Source organism: Nocardia sp. NPDC052566, assembly GCF_044547285.1.
Taxonomy (GTDB): Bacteria; Actinomycetota; Actinomycetes; order Mycobacteriales; family Mycobacteriaceae; genus Nocardia.
This window is the reverse complement of sequence record NZ_JBIUAF010000007.1, coordinates 569,767-586,120: the sequence shown is the minus strand read 5'-3', so window position 1 is coordinate 586,120 and position 16,354 is coordinate 569,767. Positions and strand designations below refer to the sequence as shown.

Sequence of the window (16,354 nt, the reverse complement as noted above, 5' to 3'; positions counted from 1 at the left end):
TCCGACGCTCGCGGCCGTAGCCGCGCGCTGCCTAGCGTCGAGTGCACACCAGCCCTTGGCCGACAGCTTCGCAGGAGTGCACATGGATATCAGCAGACGATTTTTCGGTGGCGCGCTCGCCGCGGGCGCCGCGACCCTCGCCGCGGCGTCACTGAGCGCGTGCACCACCGATTCCGCGCCCGCGCCCGCCGCACCCGGTGGCCCGGATCTGCGGGCGGGTTCGGGCGCCAACACCACGCTGGGCACCATCAAGCAGATCGACGCCGGTGTCCTCGACGTGGGCTACGCCGAATTCGGGTCCAGCACAGGACAACCCGTAATCCTGCTGCACGGCTGGCCCTACGATCCGTACAGCTACGCCGATGTCGCGCCGCTGCTGGCGACCGCCGGATACCGGGTCCTCATCCCGTTCCTGCGCGGCTACGGCTCGACCACCTTCCTGTCCGCGCAGACCGTCCGCAACGGTCAGCAGTCGGCGATCGCGCGCGACATCGTCGATTTCATGGACGCGCTGCACATCGACAAGGCCATCCTCGGCGGATTCGACTGGGGCGCAAGGACCGTCGACATCATTGCCGCGCTGTGGCCGCAGCGCTGCAAGGCGATCGTCGCGGTGAGCGGGTACATCGTCACGGTGCAGGCCGCGCAGCAGCAACCGCTGTCGCCGGAGGCCGAACTCGGCTGGTGGTACCAGTACTACTTCGCCACCGAGCGCGGGCGTCTGGGCTACACCAAGAATCGGCACGACTTCAACAAGCTGATCTGGCGGCGCGCCTCCCCGACGTGGAACTTCGACGACGCCACCTACGACCGCAGCGCCACCGCCTTCGACAATCCGGACCACGTCGACATCGTCATCTCGAACTACCGGTGGCGGCTGAGCCTGGCGCCGGGCGAGCCGCAATACGACGCCTACGAACAGCTTCTCGCGACCGGACCGGCCATCACGGTGCCCGCCATCACCCTCGCGAGCGATTTCGACGGCCCGGCCGAAGACGGAAAGCCCTACCGCGGCAAGTACACCGGCAGATACGAGCACCGCGTCCTTGACGGCATCGGGCACAACGTCCCGCAGGAGGCGCCACGCCCGTTCGCCCAGGCCATCATCGACGTCGACCGCTTCTGACCCCGCCGGGCCGGTGGCATCGACCGGCCCGGCGGACGTCACGCCGCGGCGAACCGCGTCACAGGGCGCCTCGTTGCCGGAGCCCGCCGCGCGCATCGAGTTCGACGACCGTGTCGATACCGATCCCGCGCAGGAATCGGTGGTCGTGGCTGACGACGAGGATCGCCCCGCGATAGCCGGCCAGTGCCTCGACGAGCTGTTCGACGCTGGCGAGATCGAGGTTGTTGGTCGGCTCGTCGAGGATCAGCAGCTGCGCGGGCGGATCGGCAAGCAGCAAGCGCGCCAAGGACACTCGGAAGCGCTCGCCGCCGGACAGCGTCGAGACCGGCCGCTCGGCGCCGGTGCCGCGCAGCAGCAGCCTGGCCAGCTGATTGCGGATCGTGGCGGGCGGGGTGGCCGCCGCCACCGCGTGAACGTTCTCCACGGCGCTGGCCTGCTCGTCCAAACCGTCCAGGCGTTGCGGGAGATATCCCACCCGATCGGTGCACAGCGTGGCGCGTTCCGGGTCGCGACCGTGGATCAGGTTCTCGATCAATGTCGACTTCCCCGCGCCGTTCCGCCCGATCAGGGCAACACGTTCCGGCCCTTGGATGACGACACGGCGGTCACCGTCGCTCAGTTCCGCGATGCGGCGGCTGCGCGGCACGTCGGGATCGGGCAATACGAGATGGATGTGCTCCTCCCGGCGCACCCGCGCCGCCGCGCTGTCCACGACCTCCTGGGCCGCACGGACTTTCGCGTCGAGTGTGGTGCGCATGGCACCCGCCGAGGCCTGCGCCCCGCTGGCGCGATTGCCCGCCATGATGCGCGGGATGCCGCCGTCGCGCTGGGTGGCCTTACCCGTGCGCTCGCGGCGGGCGAGCTTGGTCTCGGCCTCGACGCGTTGGCGCTTCTCGACTTTCAGCGCCTGCTCGGCGGTGCGCGCCGCCTGTTCGGCCGCCGCCTGTTCCTGCTCGGCGTGCTGCCGCCAGGCGCTGTACGGGCCGCCGAACACCGTCAGGGTCGTGCCGTGCAGTTCCGCGGTGGCGTCCATATGCTCGAGCAGGTCGAGGTCGTGGCTCACCACCACCAGGGTGCCGGGCCACGCGTCCACGAATTCGGTGAGCTTGGTGCGGGTTTCGCGATCGAGGTTGTTGGTCGGCTCGTCGAGCAGGGTGATCGGCGCGCGCCGGATCCGCAGCCCGGTGATCGCCACCAGGACGGCCTCGCCACCCGAGATCTCCCCTACCTTGCGGTCGAGATCGGCCGCGCTGAAACCGATCTCGCGCAGGGCCTGGTCGGCGCGGGATTCGATATCCCAGTCGTCGCCGACCGTCTCGAAGTGCCGCTCCTCGGTCGCACCGGATTCGATAGCGCGCAGCGCCGCGAGTGTGCCTGCGATACCGAGCAATCGGGCGATGGTGTCCGCGCGCCCGAGGGTGAGCGTCTGTGGCAGATAGCCCACCTGGCCGGTGGTTTCGATCTGCCCGGAGGTCGGGGTGAGTATTCCGGCGATCAGTCGCAACAGCGTCGATTTCCCGGCGCCGTTGCGGCCGACCAGACCGGTCCGCCCGGTGGTCAGTGTGCCGTTGAGCCGGGACAGCGCGACGGTGCCGTCGGGCCATTCGAAGGACAGGTTCCGCATGGTGATCGCGGAGTGCATGGAGGTGGACATGGTTCGTCGACTCTTTTCCCGCTCGTGCGCGAGCGGCCGCAAGTAGCACGCCGGATCGCAGTGACCACGGGCGCGCGGTGATTTCGGAACTTTGCGGAGACAGACGAAGGCAAGGGAGGCGCGAGCTGACCGACCGCGGGCAGAAACGCCGAACACGGTGGTACTACAGCTGATTCACACGAAGAGGTGTGCGATCGGAAGCGCCGCCTTCGACTGGGCGGCTAGATTCTGTCGACTTCTTCCGTAAGCACACGCACACAGTACCAACCGCGACTACTCGTCCTCGCTCAGCCCCTCGTCGCCACCGCCGCGGATGGACCACAGCAGCCCTTCCAGCTCATCGGGTTTGATGAGGACGTCGCGGGCCTTGGAGCCTTCGCTCGGGCCGACCACGCCGCGGGTTTCCATCAGGTCCATCAGGCGGCCCGCCTTGGCGAAGCCGACGCGGAGTTTGCGCTGCAGCATCGAGGTGGAGCCGAATTGCGAGGTGACCACCAGCTCCACGGCCTGGAGGAAGACATCGAGGTCGTCGCCGATATCGGGGTCGACGTCCTTCTTCTCCCCGGCCTTTGCCGCGGTGACGCCCTCCTGATATTCGGGCTCGGCCTGGTTCTTGGCGAAATCGACGACGGCGTGGATCTCCTCATCGGAGATGAACGCGCCCTGCAGGCGGGTGGGCTTGTTGGCGCCCATCGGCAGGAACAGACCGTCGCCCATACCGATCAGCTTCTCCGCGCCCGGCTGGTCCAGGATGACCCGCGAATCCGTCAACGACGAGGTGGCGAACGCCAATCGGGACGGCACGTTGGTCTTGATCAGGCCCGTCACCACGTCCACCGACGGCCGCTGGGTGGCGAGCACCAGGTGGATGCCGGCGGCGCGCGCCTTCTGGGTGATCCGCACGATCGCGTCCTCGACGTCGCGCGGCGCGGTCATCATCAAATCGGCCAGCTCGTCGACGATGGCGAGGATGTACGGGTAGGGCCGGTAGACCCGCTCGCTGCCCAGCGGTGCGGTGATCGCCCCCGACTTGACCTTCTTGTTGAAGTCGTCGATATGGCGAACCTTGTTGGCCTGCATGTCCTGATAGCGCTGCTCCATCTCCTCCACCAGCCAGGCCAGCGCGGCGGCGGCCTTCTTCGGCTGGGTGATGATGGGCGTGATCAGGTGCGGAATGCCTTCGTACGGTGTAAGTTCCACCATCTTGGGGTCGATCAGGATCATCCTGACCTCCTCCGGGGTGGCCCGGTGCAGCAGCGAAACCAGCATCGAGTTCACGAAACTCGACTTACCGGATCCGGTGGAGCCCGCGACGAGCAGGTGCGGCATCTTGGCCAGATTCGCCGAGAGGTAATCGCCCTCGATGTTCTTGCCGAGCCCGATCACCAACGGGTGGTGGTCGTTTCGGGTCGAGGGCGCCTTGAGCACGTCGGCCAGGCGCACCAGCTCGCGATCGGCGTTGGGCACCTCGATGCCGACGGCCGACTTGCCGGGAATCGGCGCGAGCAGCCGGACATTCTCCGTCGCAACGGCATAGGCGATATTGCGGGCCAGCGCGGTGATCTTCTCCACCTTCACGCCCGGACCGAGCTCCACCTCGTAGCGGGTGACCGTCGGGCCGCGCACGAAGCCGGTGACCGCCGCGTCGATCTTGAACTGCACCAGCACCTCGGTGATCGCCTCGATCATCGATTCGTTGGCGGCACTGCGCTTCTTGGGCGGTTCACCATCGGTGAGCAGCGACAGCGGCGGCAGCGTGTAGTCGCCCTCGACCACCCGGTCGGTGACGAATTCGAGCTGCTTGGCCGGCGGCGGGGTCTGATCGACGACCTCGACGGGCTTGGGCGCGCGCTTCTTCGGCTTGGGCTGGGACGGCGGCGTCTCCTGCGCAATGGTTTTCGCCTCGCGCAGCGGCGGCTCGCCGAGCACCTCGGTGACCGCGTCGGGATCGCCGAATTCGTCGGCCGGGTAGTTCTCGGCCGGGGTGCGCCCGCGCCGTTTGGCCCGGGTGGCATGGCGTGGGAAGCCGTCGGCGTCGTAGTTGGCCGGATCGTAATCGCCCGGTTCGCCGTCGTAGTCGCCGTATTCGTCGCCGCCGCTTCCGGTGCCGAAGTATTCGCGCAGCCGCTCCGGCACCTCGCGCACCGTGGTGCCGGTGACGAGCAGCACACCGAAGACGATGGCCAGCAACAGGATCGGCACCGAGAGCCAGGCGGTGAGCCCGTTGGTCAGCGGCCCGCCGAAGACGAAACCGACGAAACCGGCCGCGCGCGAACGCCCGTGGGCGTCGGTCGGCGCACCGGCCGCGATATGCCACAGGCCGAGGATCGGCAGGCCGATCAGCAGACCGCCGAGCACCAGCCGCGGCCGGATCTCCGGATGGGCCTGGGTGCGCATCAGGATGATGGCGATGACGGTGGCGACGAACGGCAGCCCGGCCGAGGCCGAACCCGAGACCGCCCGGATGGCCTCCTCCACCCAGTGCCCGACGGGACCGCCCGCCGACAGCCACACCGCGGCCGCGATCACCACGCTCAGCGCGATCAGGCCGAGGGCGATCCCGTCGCGGCGGTGCCCGTGTTCGATATCGCCCGCGCGGCTGAGCGTGCGCGTGGTGGCGCCGAGCCCGCGCGCCAGCATGTTCCAGCCGCCGCCGATGCCGCGGCCGATGACCGCGAGCGGGGCGGTGTCGGACTTGCGCCGGACCGGGCGGCGCACCGGGGCGGTGCGCCCGCGCGATGCCGCCGCCGAGCGCGGTGTGTTCGAACGGGTCCGTGCCGCAGTGGTCCGCCCCCGCGCCGATCCCGCCCGCGCACGAGAGGTCGTGGTGCTGCGGGACTTACCTGCCATGGCCCTAAGGCTAGCCGCAAACGCCCCAGCTGGACCATGCGCAACACCCGTATCGCAGGTCTCAGCGGGCGATCTCTGTCCAGAACCCCCTGGTCTCCCGGTTTACCAGGTACCCGTGCGGCATCCTGGTATTTCCCCTGTCGCCACGCGTGTCGGACGCCCCGAACCCGCTAAACGGAGCGATCGAGTGCCAAGACCTGCTGAACCTGGTCGGGATCACCCGCGGTGCTGATGCGCGCCTGATCGCGGCCGAAAGCGTGCAGCAGCAGCTCGGAGGGCAGGCCGGTCAGCGTGACGATGCCGCCCGGCCGCGACGTCACCACCGCTCGCTTGCCCTCCGGTGTCTCCAGCGCCAGCGTGACCGGTGACTTGCGGTAGGCCATGCCCGCCATCTTGCGCAGCACCGCCCACAGCCGGTCCTCGTCCGCGGCGGACAGCTCGCGCGGCTCCCAGATGCTCGCGGCCCGGCGCACGTCCTCGTGGTGGACGAACATCTCGCTCAGATTGGCCACCGCGTCCACCGGTTTGAGCGGTGACCACCACGGCGGGCCGGTACGCACGAGCTCGAGCAGCTCAGGGAACGGCTTGCGGGCGGTCTCGGCCTGTACACGGTCGAGATAGCCCGCGAACGGTTTCAGCATGATGCCGGGCGCGGCATCGGGGCGACGCTCGCGAACCACCAAGTGCGCGGCCAGGTCTCGCACCGTCCACACCCCGCAGAGGGTCGGCGCGTCCGGCCCGGCCGCCGTCATCGACGCCACCATGGCCTGGCGCTCCCGTTGCGCGAAACTCACGACACACCTCCCGTCGTGCCCGCGGCGCTGCGCGGGACCACACCGCTGAACATACCGATCAGGCGCTCGGTGGTGCGGCACCGGTGTCGAGCAGGGTTACCGAATTCGGCACGGACGCGGCGGGCAGCGGACCGGCCCGCCGAAGGGCTCGGCGAGCATGTTCGGCCGAATCATGCAATACCCCTGTCGCGGATGAAGATTCGCTGTAAGTATGCGTACCGGATCGCGAGACCGCCGAGTTGCGCCCCGCCCTCGCCTGCCCGAAAATCATGGACAGCATCGGACAACGGGAACCGGACCACGGGGTCACCCCGGAAACTGTCGGCTGGCGTCGGCGAGAGTTGCTCTGTACCTTGTCTCTCGGTCCATCGGGTCGTGGATCAATTGAGAAATGAAGGGGTACTCACCTGTGAAAAAATTTGTCACCGGTGCCGCCGTTCTGGTGGCCGCCGTTGGTTCCGTGCTGGTTTCCGCTCCGCCGGCACACGCCGCATCCAACTACTACGGCGCCATCGCCGTGTCCTCGTCGACCGGCCGCTACGGCTACTCCTACGACTACCCCAGCTACGCCGCCGCCGAGGGCCGCGCCCTGTCGGGCTGCGGTGCTGGCGACTGCAAGGTGCTGGTGTCCTGGCGCAACGGCTGTGGCGCGCTTGCCTACTCGTCGAAGTACTGGAGCGCGGGCGCCGCGTCGACACTGCCCGCCGCACGGTCCAAGGCGCTCGCCGCCAATCCGTACTCGGCCGTGATCGAGCACTGGAACTGCACCACCGGCTACACGCTGTAGGCCGACACCGACACCGCCGCAGGGCATTCCATTCAGGGGAAAATCGTGAAACAACGTTCGTTCCGCACCGTCGCCGCAGTGATGATCGCCGCGGCCGCACTCGCGCTCGGCGCGTGCAGCACCTCCGACAGCAAGTCCGACGCCAAGGCGTCGACCACCACCTCGGCCGCCGCCAAGGCCGCCGACACCTTCGAGGACGGCAACAAGGACGGCAAGGCCGAGGGTGAGGCGCCGTCCAAGACGCCGGCGCCCGATCTGCCGAAGCCGACCGTGCAGCAGCTCAACGACAAGCTGACCAAGGCCTTCGACCCGTCCATCGACGGCAAGGAGAAGATCAGCTGGATCGAGAACGCCGAGCGCGATCCGCTGCTGGTCGAGAAGCTGGTCGACGCGGCCAAGAAGAACAAGGTCAAGGTCGAGGTCACCAAGGTCGGTGATCCCAAGGACGGCAAGCTGAAGGCCGACGCCAAGGTCACCATCGATGGCTCGCCGGTCGACAACGCCACCATCGACTTCGTCGCCGAGGGCGACCAGTGGAAGGTCGCGAACCAGTTCGCGTGCAGCATCGTGAAGTCCGCCAAGCTGGACTCCGCCGCCTGCCAGAGCTGAGCTCGTCACTGCTCTACATCAACGAAATCCGCCGGACAGCAACACCGTCCGGCGGATTTCGTGTGTTCGGAGCTAGACCCCGATGACGGTCGGCACGATCATCGGCCTGCGGCGGTAGACATCGGCCACCCAGCGCCCGACCACGCGCCGCACGCTCTGCGCGATCCGGTGCGTATCGGTGACGCCCTCACCGGCCAGGCGCAGCAGCTCCGCCTCGACCAGCGCCGCGGCGTCGGTGAGCGCGCTGGGATCGTCGGAGAAGCCGCGACCGCTGACCTCGGGGGTGCTGACCGCCTTGCCGGTGGTCTCGTCGATCGCGACGGTGATCGCGATGAAACCGCCCTCGCCGAGCACGAGCCGGTCCGACAGGGTCGATTCGCCGACGTCGCCGACCGAGAGGCCGTCGACGTACACGTGCCCGACCGGCACCCGCCCGACGATCGAGGCGATCCCGTCGACCAGGTCGACCACGACGCCGTCCTCGGCGAGCACTACCCGCTCCTCGGGCACGCCGGTCGCCACCGCGAGCGCGGCATTGGCCCGCAGGTGGCGCCATTCGCCGTGCACCGGCATGGCATTGGTCGGGCGTACCGCGTTGTACAGGTAGAGCAGCTCACCCGCGGACGCGTGCCCGGAGACGTGCACCTTCGCGTTCTGCTGGGTGATCACCGTGGCGCCGAGCCTGGCCAGGCCGTTCACCACCGCGAACACCGAATTCTCGTTGCCGGGGATCAGCGAGGAGGCCAGCACCACCAGATCGTCGGCATGGATGGTGATCTGCCGGTGATCGCCGCGCGCCATCCGCGACAGCGCCGACAGCGGCTCACCCTGCGAGCCGGTGGAGATCAGCACCAGCTTGTCGCCCGGCAGGGTCGCGGCGACATCCAGATCGACCACCACGCTGTCGGGCACCGTCAGGTAGCCGAGATCCTGGGCGATCTGCATGTTGCGCACCATCGAGCGGCCGACGAAACACACGCGGCGCCCGTACTTCTGGGCCACGTCGACCACCTGCTGGATGCGGTGCACGTGGCTGGCGAACGAGGCGACGATCACCCGGTTGCGCGCCTTGCCGATCACGGTGTCGAGCACACCGCCGATTTCGCGCTCCGGCGTGACGAAGCCGGGCACCTCGGCATTGGTGGAGTCGACCAGGAACAGGTCGACGCCCTCGTCACCCAGGCGGGAGAACCCGGCGAGGTCGGTGAGCCTGCCGTCCAGTGGCAGCTGATCGAGCTTGATATCGCCGGTGTGCAGCGCGACGCCCGCGGGCGTGCGGATGGCGACGGCGATGGCGTCCGGGATGGAGTGGTTGACGGCGAAGTACTCGCATTCGAACGGGCCGTGCGTGGTCTTCTGCCCCTCGATCACCTCGACCAGCTTCGGATGCAGCCGGTGCTCACGGCATTTCGCGGCGAGCAGCGCGAGGGTGAACTTGGCGCCGATCACCGGGATGTCCTGGCGCATGCGCAGCAGGAACGGCACGGCGCCGATGTGATCCTCGTGGCCGTGGGTGAGCACGATCGCGACGACGTCGTCCATCCGGTCCTCGATGGGCCGGAAGTCGGGCAGGATCAGGTCGACACCGGGCTGCTGATCCTCCGGGAACAGCACACCGCAATCGACGATGAGCAGCTTGCCGCCGTACTCGAAAACGGTCATGTTGCGGCCGATTTCGCCGATACCGCCGAGCGCGAAGACACGCAGGCCGTTCTTCGGCAGCTTGGGCGGCGCACCGAGGCGGTCCTGGGGTGCGGCATGGTTGGCGCGCGAATCCTGCTGCGGCGCGGACTGTTCGGCACGGCCACGGCCGGACTGCTGGCGGCCGCGTCCCTTGCGCGCCTGCTGCCCGTTCTGCTGGGCGGGTGCGTTGTCGTGCGCCTGCGCCACCATCTTGGGCTCGGCAGCCTTGGCCTTGCCCGCCTTCTTGGTGTCGGTCTTCTTGGACTCGGCCGACTTCTTCGGCTGTGCCGCCTTTTTCGTCGGCGTCGACTGCTCGGCGTGCATCGTCGCCTCGGCCGGTGCGGCGACCTTCTTCGGCGGCGCGGCGGTCTTCTTGGGCTGTGCCGGGGCCGGTGCGGGTGCGCCCGCGGCGCGAGAGGCGGTCCGGCGCGGACGGCGTGTCACTAGGTCGTCGCTCATGCGAGCACCCCCGCAACCCGCAGATCGGCGGCGAGCGCGTCGAGTTGCGCTGTGGTGGGCATCAATTGGGGCAAACGTGGTTCGCCGACATCCAAGCCGAGCAAGCGCAGGCCTCCTTTACTCATCGCGACGCCGCCGAGGCGGGCCATCGCGGCGTTGAGCGGCAACATGCTCGCGTTGATCTCACGGGCGCGCACCACGTCGCCCGCGGTGTAGGCGTCGACCAGCGCACGCAGCCGTTCGGGCACGAGATGTCCGATGACACTGATAAATCCGGCCGCGCCGAGCGAGAGCCACGGCAGGTTCAGCACGTCGTCGCCGGAATAGAAGGCCAGGTCGGTATTGGCGATCAGGTCGGCGCCCGCGCAAAGATCGCCCTTGGCGTCCTTCACCGCGACGATGCGCGGGTGCTCGGCCAGGCGGCGGATGGTCTCGGTGGCGATGGGCACCACCGAGCGCGGCGGAATGTCGTAGAGGGTGACCGGCAGGTCGGTGGCGTCGGCGACGGCGGTGAAGTGCGCGAGCAGGCCGTCCTGTGAGGGACGCGAGTAGTACGGGGTCACCACGAGCAGGCCGTGCGCGCCCGCGCGCTGGGCGTTGCGGGCCAGCTCGATCGAATGCGCGGTGTCGTAGGTGCCCGCGCCCGCGATCACGGTGGCACGGTCGCCGACCGCGTCGACGACCGCGTGCAGCAGGTCGAACTTCTCCGAATCGGTGGTGGTCGGCGATTCGCCGGTGGTGCCGGAGATCGCGAGCAGATCGACACCGCGCTCGACAAGGCGCGCCGCGAGGGCGACGCCACGGTCCACATCGAGCTTGCCCTCGGCGGTATACGGGGACACCATCGCGACACCGACCGTGCCGGACGCACGCAACTCCCTTGGCGTCGATTCACCGTTCGTCATGGTCAGAAAGGCTACCCGGTCCAGGAATCGGCCTCGACACGGTCGTCGCCGATCGCGCCGCCCGTGCGCGCCGCCCCGCCCGGATGATGTCATCATGACATCAAATTCGTCCTTGAATGACGTCACGAATGCCGTCACACTGGTGTCATGGATCTGAACAAGTACACCTCCCGCCTGCGCGACGACCTGATCACCGCCGCCGCCCTCGGCGACGAGAAGACCCAGGCCACCGCGGCGGCGCTGGCCGCGGTGGCCGAGAGCTCGACCCGGCTCGTACTGCTCGCCGCACTGTCCGACCTGGCCGCGGAGGTGAGCAAGGAACTGGGTGACCGCACGGTGCACGTCTCGGTGGACGGCACCGACGCCGTCGTCGACGTCCGCAAGAACCAGGCGGGCGCCGACGAGCACCAGCCGACCTTCGAGGAGATGACCGGCGATATCAGCCGGGTGACGCTGCGCCTGGTCGAACAGATCAAGTCGCGCGCCGAGGACGCGGCCGCGCAGAGTGGGCAATCACTCAATTCCTGGCTGTCCAACGCGGTGACCGGCGCGCTGCGCGACCAGATGCGCGGCTACGGCGGCTACTACGGGTCGTCCAAGCGTGACGAACCCAAACGTGACGAACCCAAGCGCGATCAGCCGAAGAACGACGACATCTGACCGCACCGTGGGCACGAGGCGCCACGTCCTCGCACCGGACGCGGTCGACGAGCGCCACATCCTCGGCCCGGCAACCGCACTTCGACTGCGTGCGGCCCGGTTTCGCGCGGCGCCGCGTCAGATCAGCGGCGCGAGATTGCCCCTGTCACCGATGACGACCTCGTCGAGTTCGAGCCAGTCAGCCATCTCGCGCAGCGAATTCCTTAGTGCCGCGGCGACTTCAGGGGTATCGCGGCCGGGCTCGGCGAACGCCCCCGGCACCGACAGCCGTCCCGACGCCCGCTCGGCGCGCAGGTCGACGCGACCGACGAGCTCGCCGTCGAGCAGGAACGGGAACACGTAATATCCGTGCACCCGTTTGGGTTCCGGGGTGTAGATCTCGATGCGGTAGTGGAAGTCGAAGAGGCGCTCGGTGCGCGGGCGGAAGAAGATCAGCGGATCGAACGGGCACAGCAGCGCCGCGCCCTCGACCCGGCGCGGGGTCGCCGCGCCCGCGCGGAGATAGCCCGGCTTGTCCCAGCCCTCGACCTGCACCGGGATCAGCTCGCCCGCGTCGACCAGCTCGGCGATGGCCGGTTCGGTCTGGCTGCGGTGCAGCCGGTAGTAGTCGCGCAGATCCGGTTCGGTGCCGACACCGTGCGCGGTGGCCGCGCGCAGCACCAGCTCACGCACCGCGTCGACCTCGGTGACGCTGCGCCCGTGCACGTCGGGCGGGAGCACCCGCTCGGACAGGTCGTAGTGCCTGGCGAACGCGACGCGCTTGTCCGCCGACAGCTCGCCCGAGGCGAACAGCGCCTCGCAGATCATCTTGGTATCGGACAGGTTCCACCAGGAGCCCTTGGGCCGGGGCTTGTCCAGCTCCAGATGCTTCTCCACCTCACCGGCGGTCGCGGCGCCGATGTCGGTGATCACGTCCAGAATGTCCTTGCCCAGCGTGGGATTGCGCTCGACGACCCGGCGCACCCCCTCCCAGCGGCCGCGCTCATAGCGCGCCATCCGCCACCGCATCAGCGGCCAATCCTCGACCGGAATCAGCGCCGCCTCGTGCGCCCAGTATTCGACAAGCCGCCGCGGCCGCCGGCCGTTGTGGCTCCACGCCGCCTCGTCCAGCAGCCCGCGGTCGTAGGCCCCGATCCGGCTGAACACCGGCGCGTAGTGCGCGCGCACCACCGCGGACACCGAATCCAGTTGCAGCAGTTGAGTTCTGCCCAGCACATCCAGCACGGTCCGCCTGGTCACCGTCGTCGGCTTGCGCCTGCCGAACCCCTGCGCCGCCAGCGCCGTCCGCCGCGCCGCCGCCGCACTCATCCTCCGCATCCCCAGAACAATGCCATCGGGGTCCGACAACTTCCCGCCGAGCGGCAATCGCCGCTGCTCGTGGCTCGGAATGAGCGCGGAGTCCTACACTCGAATGAGGTGTTCGAGGGAGGCCAAGTTCAGTGCACGGCTTGCAAGCGGAGTTCGACTCCCTCAGTAAAGAATTCCTGCTCCAAGAGCGCGAACTGGAGCGCGCCAACGACAGGGGCGACTCGAAACTCGCCAGGAAGATCATCGCAGCCCAGGATTTCCGGGCGTCGCGGTTGCACGAACTGGCCGAGCGGATGAAGCGCGCGGGTTTACGCGTCCCCCCGGCCTACCGATAACCCCGACCTCCGGCCGCGGTGCGCCGGGGCCGGGTTGGTCAGGTCGACACCGAGACCGCGCCCGCGGCGTCGATCTCGGTGCGGCGGTCCTCGTCCGGACCGTTCGCCAGTACCGTCGCCAGGATGCGGCGGCCAACCGGGAGCACCCGGACGGTCACCGAACCCGCGTTGGCGGCGTCCAATTCCCTTGTCGCGGCATCGATCACCTGTTGGCGCACCCAGCGCGGCACACCGGCGAAGCCGCCGTCGTCGAGCAGCACCACCTCCACCCCGCGCGAGCGCGCGCCGCGCGCGGCGCTGCTCAGCTCGTCGGTGACCAGCTGCGGCGCCCGAAGTCCGTCGCGCAGTTCGGCTTCCAGCAGCCTGCACTGTTCACGCTCGCCCGGGGTGAGCTCGACGCCGTCGGCGATGCGCTCCAGGATCGGCCTGGCCACCTTGTCCAGCCGGGCCAGCTGCCTGTCGCGTTCGCTGTTCTCCGCCGCCATGGTCGCCTCGGCGGCCGCGCGCATGGTGGCCTCCTCGCGCAGCAGCCGCAGCGAACGCTGCGTCGGGCGCATGATCGCGGCGAACAGCGAGATGCCGGTGACGGTGGAGACCGGCACGATCGAGCCGACGATCACGCCCGCCTTCAGCCCGGCCACCGCGCCGACGACCGCGATCACCGCCGCGATACCGCCGACACCGGCCCATGCCGCGCCCAGCCTGCCGCGCAACACCAGCACGGCGAGCACGTAGGACGACGCGAACGCGGTCCACACCTGACGCGACCAGCCGTGGTCGATATCGGTGGTGAGCAATGTCGCCACCGGTCCCGACGCGGCGACGAACACCGTGGCGGGCCACGGCAGCGGATCGACGGGAATCACCATGACCAGCACACCGGCCACGGCGAGCAGCGCCAGCGCGGCCGCCGTCGGAATCATCGGCGATTCGGCGAAGTTGCGCGCCATGTACAGCACGATGGTCGCCTCGAGCACCAGCAGGAACAGCCACGCCGTCCCGTCACGCAGGCCGAGCAGATCGCGCAGCCCGAAGTCGGTATCCGTATCCGCCATCAGCCGTCCCCGCCCCACACCAGCGTCACCGTCGTCCCCTCGCCCGGCGCGGATTCCACGAATCCCGCGCCGCCCGCCAGCTGCCGCATCCGTCCGAGGATGCTGACCGAGATGCCGAGCCGGTCGGCAGGCACCCCGCTCAGGTCGAAACCGGCTCCGTCGTCACGGAATACGACGCGGATGCCGCCCGCGCTGATGGTGACCGTCACGGTGCGCTGCACCGCGCGCCCGGCCACCGTGGCATGGCGCAGACTGTTGCGCACCGCCTCGGCCAGCGCCGCCGCGATCGAGCCCGCGGCGTCCACCGGCAGCCGCAGATCGTCGAAACCGGGCCAGCGCCGCGCGTCGAACCGGATGCCCGCGTTCACCTCGTGCACGGCCGAGCGCAGGAAGCCGATGGCCGATTGCGCGTCGAGCCGGTCGGGTTCGGTCTCGCCGACCCGGCATTCGTCGAGCTGTTCGAGGGTGCGCTCGGCCTGCCTGCGCAGCACCGGCGATTCGGTGCCCGCGCGCGAGGCGTCGAGCAGGGTGGACAGCACCGCGTCGTGGATCAGCGCCGCGAAACGGGCGCGCTCGCGATCCCTGGCCGCGGCACCGGCCACGGCCGCCGCGCGCCTGCTCTCGATCGCCGATTCCCGGTCCACCCGCTCGGCCGCGGCGCGCGCGTAGATCGCACCCCACAGGAACAGCGTGGAAAGACCTGCGGCCCTGCCGAAATCGCCGATCAGCTCCCACGGCGTCACATCCGGTACCGCGAACATGTTCGCGAAGGTGACCAGACCGGCGCCGATCAGCATGTAGGCGATCGCCAGCGGCGGCCGCCACGCCATCGCCGCGACCAGAACACCCAGCGGCAGCACGCGATACAGCCACACGGAGGTGGCGTCGTGCGCGGGTTCCGGATAGGCCAGCGGCACCACCAGGGACGCGCTGATGAAACTCAGCGCCGCGGCGCCCGCCACCCATTGAATGGTGCGCCTGGTCATTCCGATCGACACCACCGCGAGCACCGGGAACAGCCCGAACGCCAGCGCGATCGCCAGCAGCGTCCACCGGCCGGGCACGAGCCTGCTCTGATCGGCGATCTCCGGCAGCTCCCCGATCGCGACGAGGACACCGGCGATGCCGATGGCCAGGCCCATCCGCCGCATGATGCGATCGGAGGCGGCCTCGGACACGGTCTCACGGGACAGCGCGGCCACGTCACGATCCCGGAGTACGCGGAACCGGGTGCGTAGCGCGGAGCGCGCGGTCTGTGGGGTGTCCAGCATGCTGGACGAGATCATGCCTGCGCCTCGCTGCGCTCGGCTCCGGCATGCTCTCGAGAGGCTGTGTCTATCACTCGCTCGCTCCGCTCGCTCACGCGCGCGGATGCCGCTCGGGAACCGGTAGCCATCCGTCCTCCACCGCACGCTTGTAGAGGTCGGTCTTGGTCGGAGCGGGGCGGCCCGCGTCGGCGTACTTCTGCCGGATCCGCCCGAGGTAATCGTTGACCGTCTGTTCCGACAGACCGGTGAGCCGTGCCACCCGGGAGGCCTTCTCCCCCGAGGCATAGAGGGTGAGCACCTCCTCCTGGCGCGGGCTCAATCCCACATCGGACAGTTGCGGATCGCCGTCGATGGCGGCGGCCCAGTCGGTGGTTACCACCTGTTCGCCAGAGGCCGCGCGGCGCACCGCCGCGACCACCGTCGGCATGTCCTCGGACTTGCGCACCACGCCGAGCACGCCGGCCTTGGCCGCCGCGCGCACCATGAACGCGTTGTCCGCACCGGTGAAGACCAGCACCTCGATACCGCGGTCGCGCAGCGCGCGCACATTGTCGTCCGGCGCCGATCCGTCGGCCAGGCGCAGGTCGAGCACGACCAGATCCAGTTGCGGCTCGTTATCCGCCGCGGCCAGCAGTTCGGGCACGGTGCCCGCGGTCAGCACCAGGTCGAGATCGGCTTCCGGCGCAAGCATCGCGGCCAGTCCGATCGCGACGGATTCATGGTCTTCGACCAATCCGATCCGGCGCGGTGCGGTCTCGCCCCCTTCAGCCCACGTCACCTGATTCTCCAATCCCTCACATCCCCACCGGAACAACGGTCATGTCAGTATGCCGGGCGGACGCTATGCATGTTCAGACACCA

14 protein-coding genes are annotated in these 16,354 nt (G+C 69.1%); 5 read left to right on the top strand and 9 right to left on the bottom strand.

Annotation, left to right across the window (positions count from 1 at the left end; translation table 11 throughout):
* The first annotated feature begins 82 nt into the window (after nucleotides 1-82).
* The gene (locus ACIG5A_RS37445; protein WP_397249047.1) at nucleotides 83-1,126 is read left to right on the top strand and encodes an alpha/beta fold hydrolase; all 1,044 of its coding nucleotides are present in this window, start codon (nucleotides 83-85) and stop codon (nucleotides 1,124-1,126) included.
* 58 nt (nucleotides 1,127-1,184) lie between these two features.
* Here ACIG5A_RS37445 and ACIG5A_RS37440 read toward each other — a convergent pair whose 3' ends face one another.
* The 3 genes from ACIG5A_RS37440 to ACIG5A_RS37430 form a co-directional block, all read right to left on the bottom strand.
* Nucleotides 1,185-2,780, bottom strand: a complete 1,596-nt coding sequence (locus tag ACIG5A_RS37440) for an ABC-F family ATP-binding cassette domain-containing protein (RefSeq protein WP_397249045.1) — start codon at nucleotides 2,778-2,780, stop codon at nucleotides 1,185-1,187.
* A gap of 273 nt (nucleotides 2,781-3,053) precedes the next feature.
* On the bottom strand, nucleotides 3,054-5,630 hold the full coding sequence (locus tag ACIG5A_RS37435) for a DNA translocase FtsK (RefSeq protein WP_397249043.1): 2,577 nt from the start codon (nucleotides 5,628-5,630) through the stop codon (nucleotides 3,054-3,056).
* Between the two features lie 170 nt (nucleotides 5,631-5,800).
* A complete protein-coding gene (locus tag ACIG5A_RS37430; RefSeq protein WP_397249041.1) occupies nucleotides 5,801-6,424 on the bottom strand; it encodes a TIGR03085 family metal-binding protein in 624 nt (207 codons plus the stop codon).
* A 409-nt stretch (nucleotides 6,425-6,833) separates the two neighbouring features.
* On the opposite strand from ACIG5A_RS37430, the gene ACIG5A_RS37425 reads away from it, so the two are divergent.
* Nucleotides 6,834-7,211 (top strand): DUF4189 domain-containing protein, encoded by a 378-nt coding sequence (locus tag ACIG5A_RS37425; protein ID WP_397249039.1) that lies wholly within the window; start codon nucleotides 6,834-6,836, stop codon nucleotides 7,209-7,211.
* 45 nt (nucleotides 7,212-7,256) lie between these two features.
* The gene (locus ACIG5A_RS37420; RefSeq protein WP_397249037.1) at nucleotides 7,257-7,820 is read left to right on the top strand and encodes a hypothetical protein; all 564 of its coding nucleotides are present in this window, start codon (nucleotides 7,257-7,259) and stop codon (nucleotides 7,818-7,820) included.
* A 72-nt stretch (nucleotides 7,821-7,892) separates the two neighbouring features.
* Here the strand turns inward: ACIG5A_RS37420 and ACIG5A_RS37415 are convergent, their stop codons facing one another.
* Entirely contained in the window at nucleotides 7,893-9,962 is a 2,070-nt protein-coding gene (locus ACIG5A_RS37415; protein WP_397249035.1) for a ribonuclease J, read from the bottom strand.
* Nucleotides 9,959-10,867, bottom strand: coding sequence for a 4-hydroxy-tetrahydrodipicolinate synthase (dapA, locus tag ACIG5A_RS37410; RefSeq protein WP_397249033.1), 909 nt, complete (start codon nucleotides 10,865-10,867; stop codon nucleotides 9,959-9,961). The genes ACIG5A_RS37415 and dapA overlap by 4 nt, the downstream gene beginning before the upstream one ends.
* Nucleotides 10,868-11,014: 147 nt before the next feature.
* Here dapA and ACIG5A_RS37405 point away from each other — a divergent pair, with 147 nt between their 5' ends.
* On the top strand, nucleotides 11,015-11,527 hold the full coding sequence (locus tag ACIG5A_RS37405) for a hypothetical protein (RefSeq protein WP_397249031.1): 513 nt from the start codon (nucleotides 11,015-11,017) through the stop codon (nucleotides 11,525-11,527).
* Between the two features lie 117 nt (nucleotides 11,528-11,644).
* Here the strand turns inward: ACIG5A_RS37405 and ACIG5A_RS37400 are convergent, their stop codons facing one another.
* Nucleotides 11,645-12,844: a winged helix-turn-helix domain-containing protein gene (locus tag ACIG5A_RS37400; protein ID WP_397249029.1), complete on the bottom strand. Its 1,200-nt coding sequence runs from the start codon at nucleotides 12,842-12,844 to the stop codon at nucleotides 11,645-11,647.
* Nucleotides 12,845-12,966: 122 nt separating this feature from the next.
* Here ACIG5A_RS37400 and ACIG5A_RS37395 point away from each other — a divergent pair, with 122 nt between their 5' ends.
* Nucleotides 12,967-13,170 carry a hypothetical protein gene (locus ACIG5A_RS37395; protein ID WP_397249027.1) on the top strand — a complete coding sequence of 68 codons (204 nt, stop codon included), beginning with the start codon at nucleotides 12,967-12,969 and terminating at the stop codon, nucleotides 13,168-13,170.
* A gap of 38 nt (nucleotides 13,171-13,208) precedes the next feature.
* Here ACIG5A_RS37395 and ACIG5A_RS37390 read toward each other — a convergent pair whose 3' ends face one another.
* From ACIG5A_RS37390 to ACIG5A_RS37380, 3 genes are all read right to left on the bottom strand, one after another.
* Entirely contained in the window at nucleotides 13,209-14,225 is a 1,017-nt protein-coding gene (locus tag ACIG5A_RS37390) for a hypothetical protein (protein ID WP_397249025.1), read from the bottom strand.
* Nucleotides 14,225-15,511 (bottom strand): ATP-binding protein, encoded by a 1,287-nt coding sequence (locus ACIG5A_RS37385; protein WP_397249023.1) that lies wholly within the window; start codon nucleotides 15,509-15,511, stop codon nucleotides 14,225-14,227. The genes ACIG5A_RS37390 and ACIG5A_RS37385 overlap by 1 nt, the downstream gene beginning before the upstream one ends.
* A 73-nt stretch (nucleotides 15,512-15,584) precedes the next feature.
* Nucleotides 15,585-16,271 (bottom strand): response regulator, encoded by a 687-nt coding sequence (locus ACIG5A_RS37380; protein ID WP_397249021.1) that lies wholly within the window; start codon nucleotides 16,269-16,271, stop codon nucleotides 15,585-15,587.
* Nucleotides 16,272-16,354: the final 83 nt, after the last annotated feature.